Origin of the sequence: Mesopusillimonas faecipullorum, assembly GCF_020539505.1 — a bacterium.
GTDB lineage: Bacteria > Pseudomonadota > Gammaproteobacteria > Burkholderiales > Burkholderiaceae_B > Mesopusillimonas > Mesopusillimonas faecipullorum.
In genome coordinates this window covers 125,177-143,214 of record NZ_JACDXW010000006.1, presented here as the reverse complement: position 1 = coordinate 143,214, position 18,038 = coordinate 125,177, and the positions used below count along the sequence as shown (strand labels likewise).

Below are 18,038 nucleotides of genomic sequence, written 5' to 3'. Positions count from 1 at the left end.
CCAAAAAATGAATACTATTAAAAAGATTTGTTAATTATTTATATAAATTATCAAAAAATACGCCCTCGCGCAAAAGCTGCGCGAGGGCGTAAGCGGTACTACGCAACAGGAACGGCGCTTTAGAAGAAAGCTTGCAGCCCCGTTTGTGCACGGCCCAGAATCAGGGCGTGGACGTCGTGAGTACCTTCGTAGGTGTTAACGACTTCCAGGTTGACCAGGTGGCGAGCCACACCGAACTCGTCGGAAATACCGTTACCACCCAGCATGTCACGCGCCAGGCGGGCGATGTCCAGCGACTTGCCGCAAGAGTTGCGCTTCATGATGGAGGTGATTTCGACGGCGGCGGTGCCTTCGTCTTTCATGCGGCCCAAGCGCAGGCAGCCTTGCAGTGCCAGCGTGATCTCGGTTTGCATGTCGGCCAGTTTTTTCTGGATGAGTTGGTTTTGAGCCAGGGGGCGACCGAACTGTTTACGGTCTAGCGTGTACTGGCGAGCGGTGTGCCAGCAGAACTCGGCAGCGCCCAAAGCACCCCAGGCGATGCCGAAGCGGGCGGAGTTCAGGCAGGTGAAGGGACCGCGCAGGCCGGTGACGCCGGGCATCATCTGGGCGTCGCTGACTTCGACTTCGTCCATGACGATTTCGCCGGTGATGGAGGCGCGCAGGCCGACCTTGCCGTGAATGGCGGGAGCCGTCAGGCCCTTCATGCCTTTTTCGAGGATGAAGCCACGGATCTTGCCGTCGTCTTCACCGCCGACCACTTTGGCCCAGACCACGAACACGGTGGCGATGGGGGAGTTGGTGATCCACATCTTGGCACCGCTGATCTTGTAGCCGCCGTCGATCTTGACGGCGCGGGTTTCCATGCCGCCGGGATCGGAGCCGTGGTTGGGTTCGGTCAGGCCGAAGCAGCCTATCCATTCACCCGTTGCCAGCTTGGGCAGGTATTTCTGCTTTTGCTCTTCGGAACCGAATTCGTTGATGGGCACCATGACCAGCGAGGACTGCACGCTCATCATCGAGCGATAACCGGAGTCGACGCGTTCGACTTCGCGGGCAATGAGGCCGTAGCTGACGTAGTTAAGGCCAGAGCCGCCGTAGGCTTCGGGGATGGTGACGCCAAGCAGACCGAGTTCGCCCATTTCAGTAAAAATGGCAGGGTCGGTTTGCTCGTGACGGAAGGCCTCAAGCACGCGGGGCATGAGTTTGTCCTGGGCGTAGGCATGGGCGGCATCGCGCACCATGCGTTCGTCTTCGGTCAGTTGAGTGTCGAGAAGCAGGGGATCTTCCCAATTGAAAGAAGGGGCCGATGACATGATGGTTGCGCTCCGTTGAGAGAGAAAGTTTTAAGTCTAAAGTAATTTTTGCCGAAATCCGCGAAGTGATCAAGTCGGGGATTACGCGGGTGTCGTCGCGGCTTTTTGACGTGGCACTGATCTGACGAACGACTTTGCTAGCATAATGTGAATTAATCGCAAGAATCAATTGATAAAATTGCACAATCTAGTGTGCGTGAAGCACGAAATGAGGGTGGAATGAGAAACGGAGTACCCAATCTGGGGGCTTTGCAAGCGTTTGAGGCAACCGCGCGCTTGGGATCGTTCTCGCGGGCGGCAGAAGAATTGGCGCTTACCCATAGTGCGATTTTTCGTCAGGTCGAAGGCTTGGAAGCCCGGCTGGGTGTGCAGCTGTTTACGCGAGTGCGCCGGCGCTTGGCATTGACCGATGCGGGGGCAGCCTATGCGGCGCGGGTGCGGCACCACTTGGAGCAGCTCGAGAAGGACACTTTAGGTCTGATTTCGCGGGCAGGCATGGGGCGCAGCCTGCATATTGCTGTTTTGCCGACTTTAGCGACGACTTGGCTGGTGCCGCGCTTGCCCAGTTTTCGCCAAAGGCATCCTGATGTCAGCGTCAGTCTGTCTGTACGCACCCGGCCTTTCCAGTTCGACGACCAGCCTTTTGACGGTGCCCTTTACCATGCTGCGCAGCTGTGGCCGGGTACAACTGGGTTCAAACTTTTCGATGAAGAGGCCCTGGTGCCGGTGTGCCGCAAGGATGTCTATGCGGTGCTGCAGAGTGGGCCCGAGGGATTAGCCCGCATCCCCCATCTACACATGATGTCGCGCCCCGACGTCTGGCGTGCCTGGTATCAAGCGCGGGGGCGCGAAATGCCTCGCTCGGTCGAGGCGGGGCCAAGGTTCGAGCTGTTTACGATGTTGCTGGCAGCCGCCCAGGCAGGGCTGGGCTTGGCCCTGATACCACGGTTCCTGGCCTTGCAGGCCCGTGCAGACGAAACGCTGGTTTTGCCATTCGAAGAAGACTTGCCCGTGCAGGACGCCTACTATTTTAGTTATCCGACTCGGGCCGAACCTGGCGAGGCCTTATTGAGCTTTGAGCGCTGGCTCAGGCACGCGGCCTTGGCCATGCGCGGTAGTGGGGCCGTCGGCGCCTCTGGCCTTAGCTGAACACCACCGTGCGGTGGCCGTTACGCAAAATGCGGTGTTCAACATGCTTGCGTACGGCGCGCGCCAACACCAGGGATTCCACATCGCTACCCACCTGGGTCAGTTGATTGACGTCCATGGCGTGATTCACGCGTTCAACGTCTTGCTCGATGATCGGGCCTTCGTCCAGATCGGAGGTCACATAGTGTGCCGTGGCGCCGATGATCTTGACGCCGCGGGCATGGGCCTGATGATAGGGGCGCGCACCTTTGAAACTGGGCAGGAAGCTGTGATGGATGTTGATGGCGCGGCCTTCCAGAGCGCTGCAAAGCTCGGGCGACAGAATCTGCATGTAACGCGCCAGAACCACCAGATCGATTTTTTCGCTCTCGACCAGGTTGAGAATCTGTTGTTCTTGCTGGGCTTTGGTTTCGGGCGTCACAGGCAGGTAGTGGAAGGGAGCCTGATAAGAGGCTGCCAGACCTGCATAGTCGTTGTGGTTGGAGGCAATCGCGGCAATCTCGACATTAAGCTGCCCGCTATGCGTACGGAACAAGAGGTCATTCAAGCAATGGCCTTGGCGGCTGACCAGAATGAGCAGGCGCGCTTTGCGCTCGGCGTCATGGATCTGGGCTTGCATGTCAAAGGCGCTGGCGACGGGCTCAAAGCTTTCTCGTAATGACACGGGCGTATGCTGGCCTCGTGCAATCTGAAAATGCACGCGAAGGAAAAAACGTGCGGTGCCGGCATCACCAAACTGTTGGGCATCGACGATATTGCCTTCGAGGTCAAGCAACCACTGCGTAACGCGGTGCACGATGCCGACACGGTCGGGGCAGGAAAGGGTCAGAATGAAGTCTTGCATGAGGCGTCTAGAAAAATTTGCCGCCATGATAAACCAATGGCGAAAGAGCGGGGTGGGATCAGGGTGCCAGGCGCACCAATCGCCAGCCGTTTTCAGCATCGCGTTCGTATACGATGCGATCATGCATGCGTGAGGGGCGGCCCTGCCAGAACTCCAAGCGCTCTGGACGCAGCCTATATCCTCCCCAATGCGAAGGGCGCTGAGGGGTGTCGCCCAATTCGGCGGCAAACTGCAGCCAGCGTGCTTCGAGAGCATCGCGTGAAATAGCTTGGCTTTGCGGCGAAGCCCACGCGCCGATACGCGAACCCAAGGGGCGCGAATGGAAGTAGGCGTCGGATTCGCTGGCTTGGATGCGTTCGACCCGGCCTTCAATGCGAACCTGGCGCTCAAGGGTAGGCCAGAAAAACAAAAGGCTGGCGTGAGGGTTATCGGTAAGCTCGCCACCCTTGCGCGACTGGTAGTTGGTAAAGAACACCAAACCTTGTGGGTCGACACCTTTAAGCAACACGATGCGCGCCGATGGGCGGCCTTGGTCGTCGGCCGTCGCCAGTGTCATGGCGTTGGGCTCGTGGTCTTCACCTGCCAAGGCCTCGGCCAGCCAGGCAGAAAACTGCGTCAGCGGGTCGGATGCGACGTCTGATTCCAGCAAAGTGTGTTTGTCGTAGGAGGTACGCAGGTCGGCAATGGACATAAGGGCGGCTATTGGCGATAAATCAGGGTGTGCCGAAGGGCGGCGCAACGGAGGCCTTAGTGTACTCTGCCGGCCTAGAGGCATGTAGCGCCCCCACGACGGATTCCAGCTTTTGATCGCAGATGCCCGCAGCACGCAAAGCGTGCACGGTTTCCAATACGTATTCGGTGCAAGGGCCGTATTTACCATGAGCATCAAGCACAATGTGAGCCTGTTGTTGAGCAGTCAGGCCTTGGGCATAGGCGGGCTTGCTGCGATCCATGACAAACACCAAGGCCTGTACGCGCCCTTTCTGGGTGGCGCAATTCAGCCAACGGGGCAGATAGGCGCCAGAGGCCATCTCGCGACGCCAAAGCGCGTCCATGGTTTCGGGCACTTCTTTTCCAGCGACGCGGTAAGCCACGCCTTTGCAGGCGCCGCCGGCATCCAGTCCTAATACCAGGCCGGGGCGCTCCGGGGTGCCGCGGTTGATGCGTGACCAAAGGCACAAAGATCGATGATAGCCACGTAAAAGAGCTTCGCGCTTTTCTTCATAATCGAATTCGGGGCGCCAAATCAGCGAACCATAGCCAAATACCCAGATATCGCTGCCGGGTTGCCATGCGTGCATGGCGGCATCGCGCGAGGCAATAAGCTCTTCTTCGGTGTAAAGGCGAAATGCCGAAGCGCTGGCGCTAAAGAGAGAGGCAAGGGAGTCGGGGCTTTTCATGGCAGGGCGCAGCGGTCGGGGCCGTGCTTAAATAACGGGTGTAACAAGTGACGAGCGGGGCGCCAGCCTAAGATGACGCCCCGCCATAGCATAACGAATTTGCCATCATGTCGGACTCTTCTCTTTCCTCTTTCGACCCCGAGCGTCGTTTTGGCGGCATGTCGCGTCTGTATGGCCCAGAGGGTGCGCGTCGCCTTGAAGAGGCTCATGTGGCGGTTGCCGGGCTGGGCGGGGTGGGGTCTTGGTGCGCCGAGGCGCTGGCGCGATCCGGGGTGGGGCGGCTCACCCTGATTGATCTGGACCACGTGGCCGAATCCAATATCAATCGTCAGGTACACGCCCTTGACGACACCATAGGCCAATCCAAGGTCCAGGCCATGGCTGATCGTATCCGAAAGATCCATCCGGGGTGCCAACTGACCCTCATAGATGACTTTGTGACGCCCGAAAACGTGGCGCAAATGCTGGATTCCTGCACTGATTTGCACGCATTGGTGGATTGTGTGGATGACGTTTCCGCCAAAGTGGCGATGATTTTGGCTGCTAGAGCGCGTTCACTGCCTTTGTTGGTATGTGGGGGGGCGGGTGGCAAGACCCAGTCGCTCATGATGCGTCATGCCGACTTATCGCTAGCCACCAACGACGCCCTGTTGGCGCGGCTGCGCAATGTGTTGCGTCGTCAGCATGCTTACCCCAAGGGAGGGCAGCCCGGCAAACCCAAAGGGCGGGTGCCGCGCATGCGAGTGCCCGTATTATGGGTAGACGAACCCGCTTTGCAGCCCGATGCCTGGCAGGTGTCGGGTGAGTCGGGCGGAGGACTGTCTTGCGCCGGTTATGGCTCTTCAGTGGTCGTGACGGCTGCGATGGGGCTCGCAGCCGCCGGGCAGATCATGCAGTGGCTGACCGCAGGCGCTCAAGAAACACCTTAAGGGCCTCACCGGTATGGCTTTGCGTAACAGCCATGACACTACTGGGCGGACCTGCGACGACTAGCCTGCCGCCGCCGGTACCGCCCTCGGGGCCCATGTCCACTATCCAGTCGGCTTCAGCTATCACGTCCAGGTTGTGCTCGATGACGACCACGGTATTGCCCGCGTCAACCAACTGGTGCAAGACGTGAATGAGTTTTTCGACATCGGCCATTGCCAAACCCACTGTGGGCTCGTCCAAGACATACAGCGTGTGTGGCAGCCTGGAGGCTCTGCCTGTCTTGAGCAAACCATCGGTCAGTCTGGCTTTGTTCAGTTCCGTAACCAGCTTGATGCGTTGAGCCTCGCCGCCGGACAAGGTTGGCGAGGGTTGGCCCAAGGTCAGATAACCCAGGCCTACGCTTTGCATCAGCTTTAAGGGGCGCAGCACTTTTGGGTGAGCGGCGAAAACCTCTATGGCGTCGTCGACCTCCATGTTGAGTAAGTCGCCGACGCTGTGACCTTGCCAACGTATGCCCAGCGTGTCGGGGTTAAAGCGTTGGCCTTCGCAGGCGTCGCAAGGAACCTTGATGTCGGGTAGGAAACTCATTTCCAGCGTCCGCATACCCTGGCCCTCGCAAAGCGGGCAGCGGCCATCGCCGGTGTTGAACGAGAACCGTGAAGCCGTCCAGCCACGCAAGCGGGCATCGCGCGTGTCTGCGAAGAGTTTGCGGATGTCGTCCCAGAAGCCTATATAAGTGGCTGGACATGAGCGTGGGGTCTTACCTATCGGCGTCTGATCGACTTCGAGTACACGCTCTAGTTTCTGCCAACCGCTTATCTGTTCGCAGCCCGACCACTGTGGTGTGGGTTCGCGGGCGCCCACCACGCGGCTGAGGTTGTCCAATAGTACGTCTCGTGCCAGGGTGGACTTGCCTGAGCCCGACACGCCGGTCACTACGGTAAGGTGGCCTACGGGAATGGCTGCATCAACATCAAGCAGGTTATGCAGCCGAGCGCCATGCACGGTCAGCATGGCGGCATCTGATGGGACCGGGCGATGGGGGTGTTCGGGGTGGGGCAAGGGGGCACGCAGATAGCGCCCGGTTTGTGACGAAGGTTCGTCCATGATGCTTTTCAGATCGCCTTGCGCCACCACTTGCCCGCCGCGCACACCGGCGCCAGGGCCGATATCTATGATGTGTTTGGCGCGGCGTATGGTGTCTTCATCGTGCTCGACAACGACCAGGGTATTGCCGTTATCCTGCAAAAGCGTCAGGGCGTCGAGCAGTATTTGGTTATCTCGCGGGTGCAGGCCTATGGTGGGTTCGTCAAGCACATAGCAAACGCCCTGAAGGTTGGAGCCCAGCTGCGCAGCCAATCGTATGCGTTGGGCCTCGCCACCAGACAAGGTGGGGGCGGCGCGATCCAGGGCCAGGTAACCCAAGCCCACTTTCTCCATGAACCCTAAACGGCTACGGATTTCGGCCAAGATGTCACGGGCGATTTCTTGCTCGCGACCGCGGGTGACCAGGCCTGCAAAGAAAGTGTGGGCATCTTGTACCGACTGAGCCGTTAGCGCGCAGATGGATAGATTACGCCACAGAAAGGCGCGTGCTACGAGGTTCAGGCGCTGACCATGACAAGCGGAGCAAGGTAAGGCCTCGCCTTCGTAAGAGGCGTTCCAGCTGTTTTCCTCGCCGGTTTGCTCGGCGTCGAAACCTTTGAGTTCAACGCCGGTACCGAAGCATGCTGGGCACCAGCCATGTTTGGAGTTATACGAAAACAGACGTGGGTCGGGTTCTGGGAAGCTGGTGCCGCAACTGGGGCAGGCACGCTTGATGGAGAAATGTAGTTGGGTCTGGCCCAAAGCCTGGTTGTCGGTGTTGCGCCTATCGTCCAATGCGGCGTCGGTGTCAGGGGTGAGCTGCGTCAGCACACTGAGTGTGCCGTGCCCGTGTTCCAGTGCCGTGTGTATCGCTTGGCGCAGCGCGGCTTCGTCTTTGGCATCCACCAAGAGGTCGGCAACGGGCAGCTCTATGGTGTGCTCTTTGTAGCGGTCGAGGCGGGGCCACGGCGCAACGGGGATGAATTCGCCGTCTACGCGCAAGTGCGTGTGCCCTTTGGCTGCCGCCCACTTGGCCAAGTCGGTGTAATAACCTTTGCGTGCGCTCACCAGCGGCGCCAGAATGCCGATGTGTTGCCCTTTATGGTCGCGCAAGAGTTGTGCGGCTATCTGCGCGGGGCTTTGCGGTTCGACAGGAACATGGCAATCCGGGCACATCTGCGTTCCCAGCTTGACATACATCAGGCGCAAAAAGTGATGGATCTCCGTCATGGTTGCAACCGTAGACTTGCGGCCCCCACGGCTGGTGCGCTGCTCTATGGCTACGGTAGGCGGAATGCCATAGATGGCATCTACATCGGGTTTGCCGGCCGGCTGCACGATGGCGCGTGCATAAGCGTTAAGGGATTCCAGATAGCGGCGCTGGCCTTCGTTGAACAGGATGTCAAAAGCCAGTGTTGACTTGCCGGAACCCGAAACCCCGGTAATGACGGTAAAGGTGTCGCGCGGAATGGATACGCTGACGCCCTTGAGGTTGTGTTCGCGGGCGTTGATGATGTCGATGCCGTTGGCATGCCCCATTGCCTGGCGTTGTGCCAGCAAGCGCGATTGCAGGGGCGTACCTGCGACGCTTTCAGTCGGGCTTGCCAAGTAAGAAGGCCTGGGCTCTGCTGCCAGTAAGGTTTGAGCCGACTGGCTTGCATAGGCGGCTTGTTCTTTACCCATCGCGGGCTCTTGCTCGGCAAAAGTCTGGCCGCTGTGCACAATTTCATTTTCGTATTCGAGCAAGGCCTGACCGGTGTGTGAAGCCTTCAGTTGCATCAAGTCGGCAGGGGTGCCGACTCCCACCAATTGGCCGCCGGCATCGCCGCCTTCAGGACCTAGATCAATCAGCCAATCGGAGGCGCGAATGACGTCCAGATTGTGTTCGATGATGAGTAAAGAGTGCCCAGCGGCCAACAGCTTGCGGAAGGCGCGCATGAGGCGTGCGATGTCGTCAAAATGCAGGCCTGTGGTGGGCTCGTCGAACAAAAACAAGCTGCCTTTTTTAGCGACTCTTGCCGTGCTGACCCCACTGCGTGCGGCTTCTGCCAGATGGCCGGCCAGTTTCAGGCGCTGTGCCTCACCCCCCGAAAGGGTGGGCACCGGCTGGCCCAGCTTAAGGTATTCCAGGCCTACGTCGGCCAAGGGAGCCAAGGCGTATTGCACATCGCGCAAGCCACTGAAAAACGCCAGGGCTTCGTGCACGGTCATGTCCAGCACTTCGTCTATAGAAGCGCTACGCCCTAGGTGTTCGACGCGTACTTCAAGTATTTCAGGGCGGAAGCGCTTACCGTCGCAGTCGGGACAACGTAAATAGATATCGGACAGGAACTGCATCTCGACATGCTCGAAGCCTGTGCCCGAGCAAGTGGGGCAGCGGCCATTGCCACTATTGAAGCTGAAGGTGCCCGGTGTGTAATCGCGCTCTTTGGCCATGGGAGTTTGCGCGAAGAGCTTGCGGATGGGGTCGAAAGCCTTCACGTAGCTGGCCGGATTGGAGCGTGCGGTTTTTCCTATGGGAGTTTGATCCACCAAAACGACTTGAGCGATTTGCTCGACACCCAGCAAACGTGCGTGAGCACCCGGCGCCTCGGTGGGTTTGCCCTGCTGCTTCAAAATAGCCGGATAAAGAACGTCTTGAATCAGCGTGGACTTGCCAGAGCCCGAAACGCCGGTAATGCATACCATGCGCCCGAGCGGGATTTCGACTGACAGGTTTTGAAGGTTGTTTGCCGTGACCCCTTCTAGCAACAGCCGGGGCGTGTTGGCACTGACAGGCATGGCACGGGGGGCTTCTACCTTAAGTCGACCTGATAAATAGCGACCGGTGAGCGTGTCGCTGGCACGTAGCTTTTCGGGGGAGCCGTCGAAGACGATCTGGCCGCCACGTTCGCCGGGGCCGGGGCCGATTTCGAGTATGCGGTCTGCAGCCACCATGGCTTGCGGGTCGTGCTCGACCACAACCAAAGTATTGCCATTGCTACGCAGGCGGTGCATCACTTCCACGATGCGGTGCATGTCTCGCGGGTGTAGCCCGATAGAGGGTTCGTCCAGGACGAACAAGGTATTGACCAGCGAGGTACCCAAAGCGGTGGTCAGGTTGATGCGCTGTACCTCGCCTCCTGAGAGTGTTCGGCTCTGACGATCCAAAGAGAGATAGCCCAAGCCCACATCACACAGAAAGCGCAGACGCGCGCGCACTTCGTCGAGCAACAAGGCCAGAGCGGCGTCCATGGCGGCGCCGAAGCTAAGCGTATCGAAGAAGGCCCGGACGCGATCAATGGGCAAACGCATCAGGTCGTGTACGTTCAAACCCGGCAGGGCATTCAGTTGGTCGAGAGACCATTGCGCATGAACAGGCTTGAAGCGTGGGTAGCGGTTATCAACGGGGATAGCTTCATCACCCAATCGCCATAAGGTGGCATCGGGTTTAAGGCGGGAGCCGCCGCAGGCCGGACAAGCGGTGTAGCTTCGATACTTGGAAAGCAGCACTCGAACGTGCATCTTGTAGGCGCGGGATTCCAGCCAGTCGAAAAAGCGCTGCGCCCCATACCACTGGGTTTTCCAGGCTTGATGGCCGCCTTTCCAGGTAGGGTCGCCGTGTATGACCCAGTCTTTTTCTTCGGGTAAGAGCGAGTTCCAGGGGGCGTCCAGGCGGATGCCGGCCTTGCGCGCGTACTGCTCCATCTCGGATTGGCATTCTTTGTAGCTGGCGGTTTGCCACGGCTTGATCGCCCCTTCGCGCAGGGTTTTGGTTTCGTCAGGGATGACCAGCCCGTAATCTATGCCCATGACGCGGCCAAAGCCCCGGCAGCTTTCGCAGGCACCCAAAGGCGAATTGAATGAGAAGGTACTGGGCAAGGGGGAGCTATAGGCGATATCGCAATGGGCGCAATGCAAGCCGCTGCTGAAATGCCAAGGGGTTTCTTCTTCGGAGTCAGCCTGTGCGGCGTAAACCACCAGATGGCCGGCCCCTTGGTTAAGCGCCGTTTCAAGGGCTTCCATCAATCGCGCAGGTTCGGCCGTACCCAAACGCAGCCTGTCTTGCACCACGTGCAGCGTGCGTAAGCGCGTAGGCGACGCGGACGCCTTCTTGCCGCGCTTGGCAGCCCCGATTGTCTCGGCTTCGGGCGGTGTCTCGTGGGAGGTAAGGTCGCGATGTATGCGCGTATAACCTTGTTGGGTCAGGTAATGGAGGACTTCGTCTTCGGTGAAATTGGTGGGGATGGGAATGGGAAAAGTGATGATCAGGCGTGTGTCGGGCGAGACCATCAGTGGCAGGCGTGTGGCAATGTCGTGAGCAGAGTCGCGCGTAACGGGGCGCCCGCAGCAGCGGCAGAACAGCCGCCCCATGCGTGCATACAAGAGCTTGATGTGGTCGTTGAGCTCGGTCATGGTGCCCACGGTACTGCGCGAATTGCGCACGGGGTTGACCTGATCGATGGCAATAGCGGGCAAAATACCTTCGATACGGTCGACCTGGGGCTTGTCCATGCGGTCCAGGAACTGTCGCGCATAAGGCGAGAAAGTCTCTACGTAGCGGCGCTGACCCTCGGCGTACAGGGTGTCGAAGGCCAGAGAGCTTTTGCCCGACCCAGACACGCCTGTCAGGACAGTGAGTTGGCCGGTTTGGATGTCTACGTCCAGATGCTTGAGGTTGTTCTGGCGGGCGCCAAAAATTCGGATGCTTGAGCTCATGGATGCGTGATGGGGGGCAATTGTGGGCGTTTGGAGGGCGGCATGCGCATGCGGTAGAATAGCGGGTTAGCCGCTGACGTTCAGTGTAGTTTACTGGATATCAAACCAGTGCATGCGGGCACCACGATTCAGCAGAAACCACTGCAGGAACACTCGGAGAAATCATCATGGCAGAAATCAAGCGTACGCGCCGCAACACCATCGAGCGCCGTTGCCTGGGCAAGGCTTTCAAACGCCTGTTCGTCAACGCCCCTCGCGGTGTCTTCAAAATGCTGGAAAAAGTTAAGCGCGCCTAAGCGTCTGATTTTTTCTTGGCAAGAAACCATGGGCTCCTATTGGTCCCATGGTTTTTTTTCGGCTTGCCCCAGCCGACCGCAGCGTCGGGAAAAGTACGATTATCCCGGCGTCAGGGGCGTCCACCCATTGCCTCCGTTACCAGATAAGTGAATCATGACGACTGTTATTCAAGAAGCCGACCTCATCCAGTCGATTGCCGACGCCGTTCAATTCATCAGCTACTACCACCCAGCCGACTACATCCGTCATCTGGCTCGTGCTTACGAGCGTGAGCAAAGCCCGGCGGCTAAAGACGCTATTGCCCAGATCCTGACCAACTCGCGCATGTGCGCTCAAGGTCGTCGGCCTATCTGCCAAGATACGGGCATCGTCAATGTGTTCCTGAAGCTGGGCAACAATGCCCGCTTGAACCTGAATCGCAGCTTGCAAGACGCCTGTGACGAAGGCGTGCGCCGTGGCTATACCAACCCCGAAAACCCGTTGCGCGCCTCGGTGCTGGACGACCCCTTGTTTGCGCGGCGTAACACCAAAGACAATACGCCCTGTATTGTGCACGTCGAGCTGGTCGAAGGTGACAAGCTTGACGTGCAAGTAGCAGCCAAAGGGGGCGGTTCCGAGAACAAGACCAAATTTGTCATGCTCAACCCCAGCGACTCTTTGGTCGATTGGGTGCTCAAGACCGTGCCCACCATGGGTGCCGGCTGGTGCCCGCCTGGCATGTTGGGCATAGGCGTAGGCGGTACCGCCGAGAAAGCCATGCTCATGGCCAAGCAAGCGTTGATGGACGACATCGATATGTTCGAGTTGCTGCAACGCGGCCCTCAGAACAAGCTGGAAGAATTGCGCATAGAGCTGTACGAAAAGGTCAATGCCTTGGGCATCGGTGCACAGGGTTTGGGTGGCTTGACCACCGTGCTGGACGTCAAGATCAACACCTTCCCCACCCACGCGGCTTCCAAGCCAGTGGCCATGATCCCCAACTGCGCAGCGACGCGTCACGTGCATTTCACGCTTGACGGCTCCGGCCCGGCGCAACTAGAACCGCCGGCATTGTCTGATTGGCCGGACGTCAGCTGGGCGCCCGATTACCAGCAGTCGTTGCAGGTGGATTTGAACACGTTGACCAAAGAACAAGTTGCCAGCTGGAAGCCAGGCCAGACCCTGTTGCTGTCCGGCAAAATGCTGACTGGCCGCGACGCGGCCCACAAGCGCATCCAAGACATGCTGGCCCGGGGCGAGCAATTGCCGGTTGATTTCACCAATCGCGTCATTTATTACGTTGGGCCGGTCGACCCCATCGAAGGCGAGGCGGTAGGCCCTGCAGGCCCAACCACGGCCACGCGCATGGATAAGTTCACCGAGATGATGTTGGCCAATACGGGCCTGATTTCCATGATAGGCAAGGCCGAACGAGGCCCGGTCGCCATCGAAGCCATACGCCAGCACGAGTCGGCTTATCTGATGGCGGTAGGTGGTGCAGCCTACCTGGTTTCCAAGGCTATTCGTGAAGCCCGCGTGGTGGGCTTTGCAGACTTGGGCATGGAAGCCATTTACGAGTTCGAGGTGAAGGACATGCCTGTGACGGTAGCGGTGGACGCCCGTGGAGTTTCGGTTCACGAAACCGGCCCGCGCCATTGGAAGCTGCAGATAGAAAAGCTGGCAGCAGAAGCCGTGTAGTCAGCGTCAAGCGTAAAAGTCCCAGTTGTTTTTGCACTGCCTCCAAAAATTGGATATCCCAATTTGGAGGCAGTGCTTTTTTCAGTTGGGTTTTTCTTGCCGAAGGCAGACAAAGTCAGGCCTTGGTATGCGGCAGCTTTTCCAGCACCTGATCAGCGCAGTCGGCTATCAGCTCGTTCAAACTACCCTGAGCCAGGCGTAAATGGGGGGCCAAGTCGCGCAGAGGGTAAAGCACAAACGCACGCTGGTGCATACGCGGGTGAGGTACTGTTAAGCGGTCGGTGTTTATTTGCCTGCCGCCAAACCACAGCAAATCCAAGTCTAAGGTACGAGGGGCATTGCGGTAGGGGCGCTCGCGCCCGTGTGCCAGCTCTATGGCTTGCAACGCATCCAACAGCGACTCGGGGGCGAGTGTGGTTTCCAGCTGCGCCACAGCATTGGTGTAGTCGGGGCCGCAGGCATCGACAGGGGCGCTGCGATAAAAAGGCGATATCGACAACGCCAGTACGCCAGGCAGCGCAGACATCTGCTGAGCAGCCTGTCTTAAGGTTTGAACCGCAGTGCCCAGGTTGGCTCCCAGGCCGACGTAGGCGGTTACGCTGTCAGCCATGCTTGCTACCTTAGGTCTGTTGCGGTGCCGGGCGGGTGCGTGGACGCCGACGGCGGCGCTTGGTGGCGCCTTCACGCGAACCTGCGGGCGGCTGATAGTTCTCGATCAAGATGGCACGACTGTCGTAGTCGGCATTGGCCAAGTCCATCCACCACTGCGCTTGCACACTGTCTACCTCGTGGGCTTGGGCGCGCATTTGCAGAAAATCCACCGCCGCGCGAAAACGAGGCTGTTCTATCATGCGCCATATGGCGCGAGGCGTGACACGTTCGAAGCGTGGCTGCATCGCCCAGATGTCTCGCATATCTGCCTGGAACCGGCGCTGTATGGTCAAAGGTTGCTTGCGGTCTTCCAGGATGTCGTCTATGGCCTGCATCAAGGCTTGTTGACGCGGCTCGCCCGCCGACACCAAAGACTGCCAGCGTTGGCTGACGAGCTTCCAGAGCAGGCTGGCGAACAAGTAGCTGGGGCTGGTGGACTTGCCGGCATGGATGCGCGCATCGGTACGATTCAAGGCCATATCGATGAAGGCGGCTCCGTCGGGTTGCTCAAGCACGGACTCAATTTGCGGCAACAAATACCGCAACATGCCCAGTTCGCGGGTTTGCTGCAGACATTGCATGGCACGGCCGCAGGTAAGCAACTTAAGCACTTCGTCGAACAGACGGGAGGAAGGCACGTGGGCCAGCAGCGGAGCCAGCTCGCGTATAGGCGCGAGCGTGGCAGGGGCAATGGTGCCGTCTAGCTTCGAGGCAAACCGTACCGCCCTCAGCATCCGAACCGGGTCTTCACGATAACGCAGAGCGGGGTCGCCTATCATGCGCACCGTGCGTTTCTTCAGGTCGTTGACGCCATGGTGAAAATCTATGACTTCTTCTTTGAGGGGGTCATAATAAAGCGCGTTCAGGGTGAAATCGCGTCGTGCGGCGTCTTGTTCGTGAGTGCCATACAGATTGTCGCTAATGATGCGGCCATGTTCGTCGGTGTCTTCGCCTTGATCAGCAGGTGCGCGGAAAGTCGAGGTCTCGATGATCTCTTGGCCGAATACGATATGTACCAGTTTGAAGCGCCGGCCTATGATGCGCGCCCGGCGAAACAGCGGCCGGATCTGCTCGGGAGTGGCGTTGGTGGCGACGTCGAAATCCTTGGGAACCAAGCCTACGATGAGGTCGCGCACGGCACCACCGACTATGTACGCCTTGAACCCATGTTGATCCAACACTTCACACACCTTGATGGCATGTCGCGAGACATTGCGTCTGTCTATGCCGTGCTGTGAAGCCTGGAAGCGTTGGGTGACACGCTTGCGAGACAGTATCAGGCGGGAGACGAATTTTTTTATTGTTGCTGTGACCATGTCGTGAGTACTCAGGATTTGGCGTCGAGGATGGCGTCGAACAAGTCCAGTACTGGCCAGCCGCGCTCTTGCGCAAGTTGTCGTAGGCTAGGGCTAGGGTTGGTGGCCATGGGGTGAGTGACGACTTCGAGCAAGGGCAGATCGTTCATCGAGTCGCTGTAAAAATGGCTGCTTGCAAAGTCGCCAAGTGTCAGACCCATGTCGGCTAGCCAGGCGTTCACACGAGTGATCTTGCCTTCTTTGAAGCTGGCGACCCCTTCGATGGCACCGGTATAGCGGCCATTGCGCCAAGCCGGCACAGTGCCGATCAGGTGCGGGATGTTGAAAGCTCTGGCGATGGGGGCTGTTACGAAGGTGTTCGTAGCGGTCACGATGGCGCACAGGTCGCCCTGTGACAGGTGCTCGTTCACCAGCTCTATGGCTTGCGGACGAATGCCGGGCCGAACGACTTCTTGCATGAAGTCCTCGTGCCACGCTGCCAGGTCGACTGGGTCGGCAGCGGCCAGCAGGCCCAGCATGAACTCGGCAGCCTCTTGGGCGCTAAGTTCACCGAGGTTATAGCGATGCATCAAGTCGTCGTTGCGGCGCCGAGCCTCGGCTGGATCGCCGGCGCGACCCGTGCGGGCCAAGTAGTCAGCCCATTGATAATCGCTGTCCAGTGGCAAAAGCGTGTGGTCCAGGTCGAACAGGGCGAGTCGTCTTGTTTGTGTCATGCCAAGTCAGAATGAGAAGGAGCGGGCGCTTGAGAGGCCAGCAGTTCCTTGAGCAAAGGAATCGTAATGGCGCGGTGCCGCGCCAGCGAGTAGCGGTCCAGGGCGTCTATCAATGCGCTCAGTTGCCCCATATCGCGCGAATAATGAGTCAGTATCCAATTAATGACTTCAGGCCCCAGACGCAAGCCGCGTTGATGTGCCTGGCCGGCCATCGCCGTGGCGCGATCTTCGTCGGATAGCTGCTCTAAGCGAATGACCAGATCCCAGCCCAGGCGTGTGCGTAAATCTTCGCGCAGCGGCATGCCCAAGGGTGATTGATCACCCGCCAGCAGCAAGGGGAACGCACTCGCACCACCCGCCGCTTCGCGCCACAGATTGTACAAGGTAAAAAGGGCGGCCTGACGAGATTCATCCAGGAGATGGACGTCGTCTATGGCGACCAGAGCCGAAAGCGGGGTGTCGCCCTGCGTGAGTTCGGTGTAGTCATGCAAAGGGCTTGCTGCGTTCAGGTAGCTTCCTTGGCCTGCTGAAGACTGGGCGCATAGCGCCTGCAGCAGATGGCTGCGACCGCTACCGCTGGGGCCCCACAGATAAAGGGCGCGACCAGGCTGTAACTGTTTCAGCGCATCAAGTGCGGCGGCATTACCACCCACCACATAGCCGGAAAGCGTAGGGGCGGGGGCAGCTGGCAAATCGAGTATCAATTGTTGGGTCATGCGTGGCCTTGCTTCGACCTTGCTGTGGCCTTGTCTGGGGGGCCTTGCGTCGGGGGCTGCGGCTGTGCCGGCCGGAGTAGTGATTAAAAGGGTTCAGGTTCTGCTCTGCTTATAAGGCTTAACTAAAAAGCGTAAAATGCGCCTTTAAGCAAAGTTCAACCCGCAATTCTTGCATATCTTACGGTTTTTCTCATGGCGCAAAAGCAACCCACTTCGTTGACCTACCGCGATGCGGGTGTCGATATCGATGCCGGCGAGGCATTGGTAGACCGGATCAAGCCGCTTGCGGCCCGCACTATGCGCGCTGGCGTGCTCAATGGTATAGGCGGTTTTGGCGCCTTGTTCGAAATGCCCAAAGGCCTGCGCGAGCCCGTGTTGGTATCGGGCACAGACGGCGTAGGTACCAAGCTGCGCCTTGCCTTCGATTGGCAACGTCATGACACCGTGGGCATAGACCTCGTGGCCATGAGCGTCAACGACATCCTGGTGCAAGGGGCCGAGCCCTTGTTTTTTCTCGATTATTTTGCCTGCGGTAAATTGTCGGTAGAAACTGCGGCCCAGGTCGTGGGTGGCATCGCCAAAGGCTGCGAGCTCTCGGGCTGCGCCTTGATAGGCGGTGAAACCGCGGAAATGCCTGGCATGTATCCCGAGGGCGAATATGACTTGGCAGGTTTCGCGGTAGGCGTTGCCGAAAAATCCGAGCTGATCGACGGCAAATCCATTGTTGAGGGCGATGTGCTGCTTGGCCTGGCTTCCAGCGGTGCGCATTCCAATGGCTATTCCTTGCTGCGCAAGATTCTTGCCCATGTCGATGCCAAGCCCGAGCAAGATTTCCATGGCCAAGTCTTGTCCGACGTGGTCATGGCCCCCACACGTATTTACGTGAAATCGGTGTTGGCGGCGCTTAAGGCGCATGGCCGAGGCATCAAAGGGTTGGCACATATTACCGGTGGCGGATTGCTCGATAACGTACCGCGCGTGTTGCCCAGCAATGTTCAAGCCCGTATCCATCGCGACTCCTGGACCCTGCCGCCATTATTCGCCTGGTTGCAACAAAGCGGCGGTGTTGCCGATGCCGAGATGCACCGCGTGTTCAACTGCGGCATTGGGATGGTGGTGGTTGTGGCTGCCGATCAGGCCGATGCCATTGCTCAAACGCTGAAAGCGCAGGGTGAAACGGTCTATCAGCTTGGCGAAATCGTCGAGCGCCCAGACGAGCAGGCTGCTCAGGTAGACGTCGTTTAAATT

General features: G+C 58.7%; 14 protein-coding genes. 5 read left to right on the top strand and 9 right to left on the bottom strand.

Annotated elements, in window-relative coordinates:
- Positions 1 to 119: 119 nt before the first annotated feature.
- Positions 120 to 1,313 (bottom strand): acyl-CoA dehydrogenase, encoded by a 1,194-nt coding sequence (locus H0484_RS12375; RefSeq protein ID WP_226954947.1) that lies wholly within the window; start codon positions 1,311 to 1,313, stop codon positions 120 to 122.
- A gap of 219 nt (positions 1,314 to 1,532) precedes the next feature.
- On the opposite strand from H0484_RS12375, the gene H0484_RS12370 reads away from it, so the two are divergent.
- Entirely contained in the window at positions 1,533 to 2,462 is a 930-nt protein-coding gene (locus H0484_RS12370) for a LysR substrate-binding domain-containing protein (RefSeq protein ID WP_226954946.1), read from the top strand.
- On the opposite strand, the gene purU is transcribed toward H0484_RS12370, so the two are convergent.
- From purU to H0484_RS12355, 3 genes are read right to left on the bottom strand one after another with little or no spacing between them, the layout of a single operon-like run.
- Complete coding sequence (gene purU, locus H0484_RS12365; RefSeq protein WP_226954945.1) at positions 2,455 to 3,306, bottom strand: formyltetrahydrofolate deformylase; 852 nt, start codon at positions 3,304 to 3,306, stop codon at positions 2,455 to 2,457. The two genes, H0484_RS12370 and purU, sit on opposite strands and share 8 nt — an antisense overlap.
- Before the next feature lie 58 nt (positions 3,307 to 3,364).
- Positions 3,365 to 3,997 carry a pyridoxamine 5'-phosphate oxidase gene (pdxH, locus tag H0484_RS12360; protein ID WP_226954944.1) on the bottom strand — a complete coding sequence of 211 codons (633 nt, stop codon included), beginning with the start codon at positions 3,995 to 3,997 and terminating at the stop codon, positions 3,365 to 3,367.
- Positions 3,998 to 4,019: 22 nt separating this feature from the next.
- On the bottom strand, positions 4,020 to 4,706 hold the full coding sequence (locus H0484_RS12355; RefSeq protein WP_226954943.1) for a gamma-glutamylcyclotransferase: 687 nt from the start codon (positions 4,704 to 4,706) through the stop codon (positions 4,020 to 4,022).
- Positions 4,707 to 4,813: 107 nt separating this feature from the next.
- Between H0484_RS12355 and H0484_RS12350 the strand changes: the two genes are divergently transcribed.
- Positions 4,814 to 5,635, top strand: a complete 822-nt coding sequence (locus H0484_RS12350) for a tRNA threonylcarbamoyladenosine dehydratase (RefSeq protein ID WP_226954942.1) — start codon at positions 4,814 to 4,816, stop codon at positions 5,633 to 5,635.
- On the opposite strand, the gene uvrA is transcribed toward H0484_RS12350, so the two are convergent.
- A complete protein-coding gene (uvrA, locus tag H0484_RS12345) occupies positions 5,595 to 11,420 on the bottom strand; it encodes an excinuclease ABC subunit UvrA (RefSeq protein ID WP_226954941.1) in 5,826 nt (1,941 codons plus the stop codon). The genes H0484_RS12350 and uvrA overlap by 41 nt on opposite strands.
- Before the next feature lie 167 nt (positions 11,421 to 11,587).
- Between uvrA and H0484_RS15190 the strand changes: the two genes are divergently transcribed.
- A complete protein-coding gene (locus H0484_RS15190; protein WP_255644943.1) occupies positions 11,588 to 11,716 on the top strand; it encodes a hypothetical protein in 129 nt (42 codons plus the stop codon).
- A 154-nt stretch (positions 11,717 to 11,870) separates the two neighbouring features.
- Positions 11,871 to 13,394 (top strand): fumarate hydratase, encoded by a 1,524-nt coding sequence (locus H0484_RS12340; RefSeq protein ID WP_226954940.1) that lies wholly within the window; start codon positions 11,871 to 11,873, stop codon positions 13,392 to 13,394.
- A gap of 115 nt (positions 13,395 to 13,509) precedes the next feature.
- Here the strand turns inward: H0484_RS12340 and folK are convergent, their stop codons facing one another.
- Genes folK through hda form a run of 4 tightly spaced genes read right to left on the bottom strand, consistent with a single transcriptional unit; the run spans position 13,510 to position 16,790 of the window.
- Positions 13,510 to 14,004 carry a 2-amino-4-hydroxy-6-hydroxymethyldihydropteridine diphosphokinase gene (folK, locus tag H0484_RS12335; protein ID WP_226954939.1) on the bottom strand — a complete coding sequence of 165 codons (495 nt, stop codon included), beginning with the start codon at positions 14,002 to 14,004 and terminating at the stop codon, positions 13,510 to 13,512.
- Between the two features lie 10 nt (positions 14,005 to 14,014).
- Entirely contained in the window at positions 14,015 to 15,361 is a 1,347-nt protein-coding gene (gene pcnB, locus H0484_RS12330; RefSeq protein ID WP_226954938.1) for a polynucleotide adenylyltransferase PcnB, read from the bottom strand.
- An 11-nt stretch (positions 15,362 to 15,372) separates the two neighbouring features.
- A complete protein-coding gene (locus H0484_RS12325; RefSeq protein WP_226954937.1) occupies positions 15,373 to 16,074 on the bottom strand; it encodes an HAD family hydrolase in 702 nt (233 codons plus the stop codon).
- The gene (hda, locus tag H0484_RS12320) at positions 16,071 to 16,790 is read right to left on the bottom strand and encodes a DnaA regulatory inactivator Hda (RefSeq protein ID WP_226954936.1); all 720 of its coding nucleotides are present in this window, start codon (positions 16,788 to 16,790) and stop codon (positions 16,071 to 16,073) included. The genes H0484_RS12325 and hda overlap by 4 nt, the downstream gene beginning before the upstream one ends.
- Before the next feature lie 192 nt (positions 16,791 to 16,982).
- On the opposite strand from hda, the gene purM reads away from it, so the two are divergent.
- The gene (purM, locus tag H0484_RS12315; protein ID WP_226954935.1) at positions 16,983 to 18,035 is read left to right on the top strand and encodes a phosphoribosylformylglycinamidine cyclo-ligase; all 1,053 of its coding nucleotides are present in this window, start codon (positions 16,983 to 16,985) and stop codon (positions 18,033 to 18,035) included.
- Positions 18,036 to 18,038 lie beyond the last annotated feature (3 nt).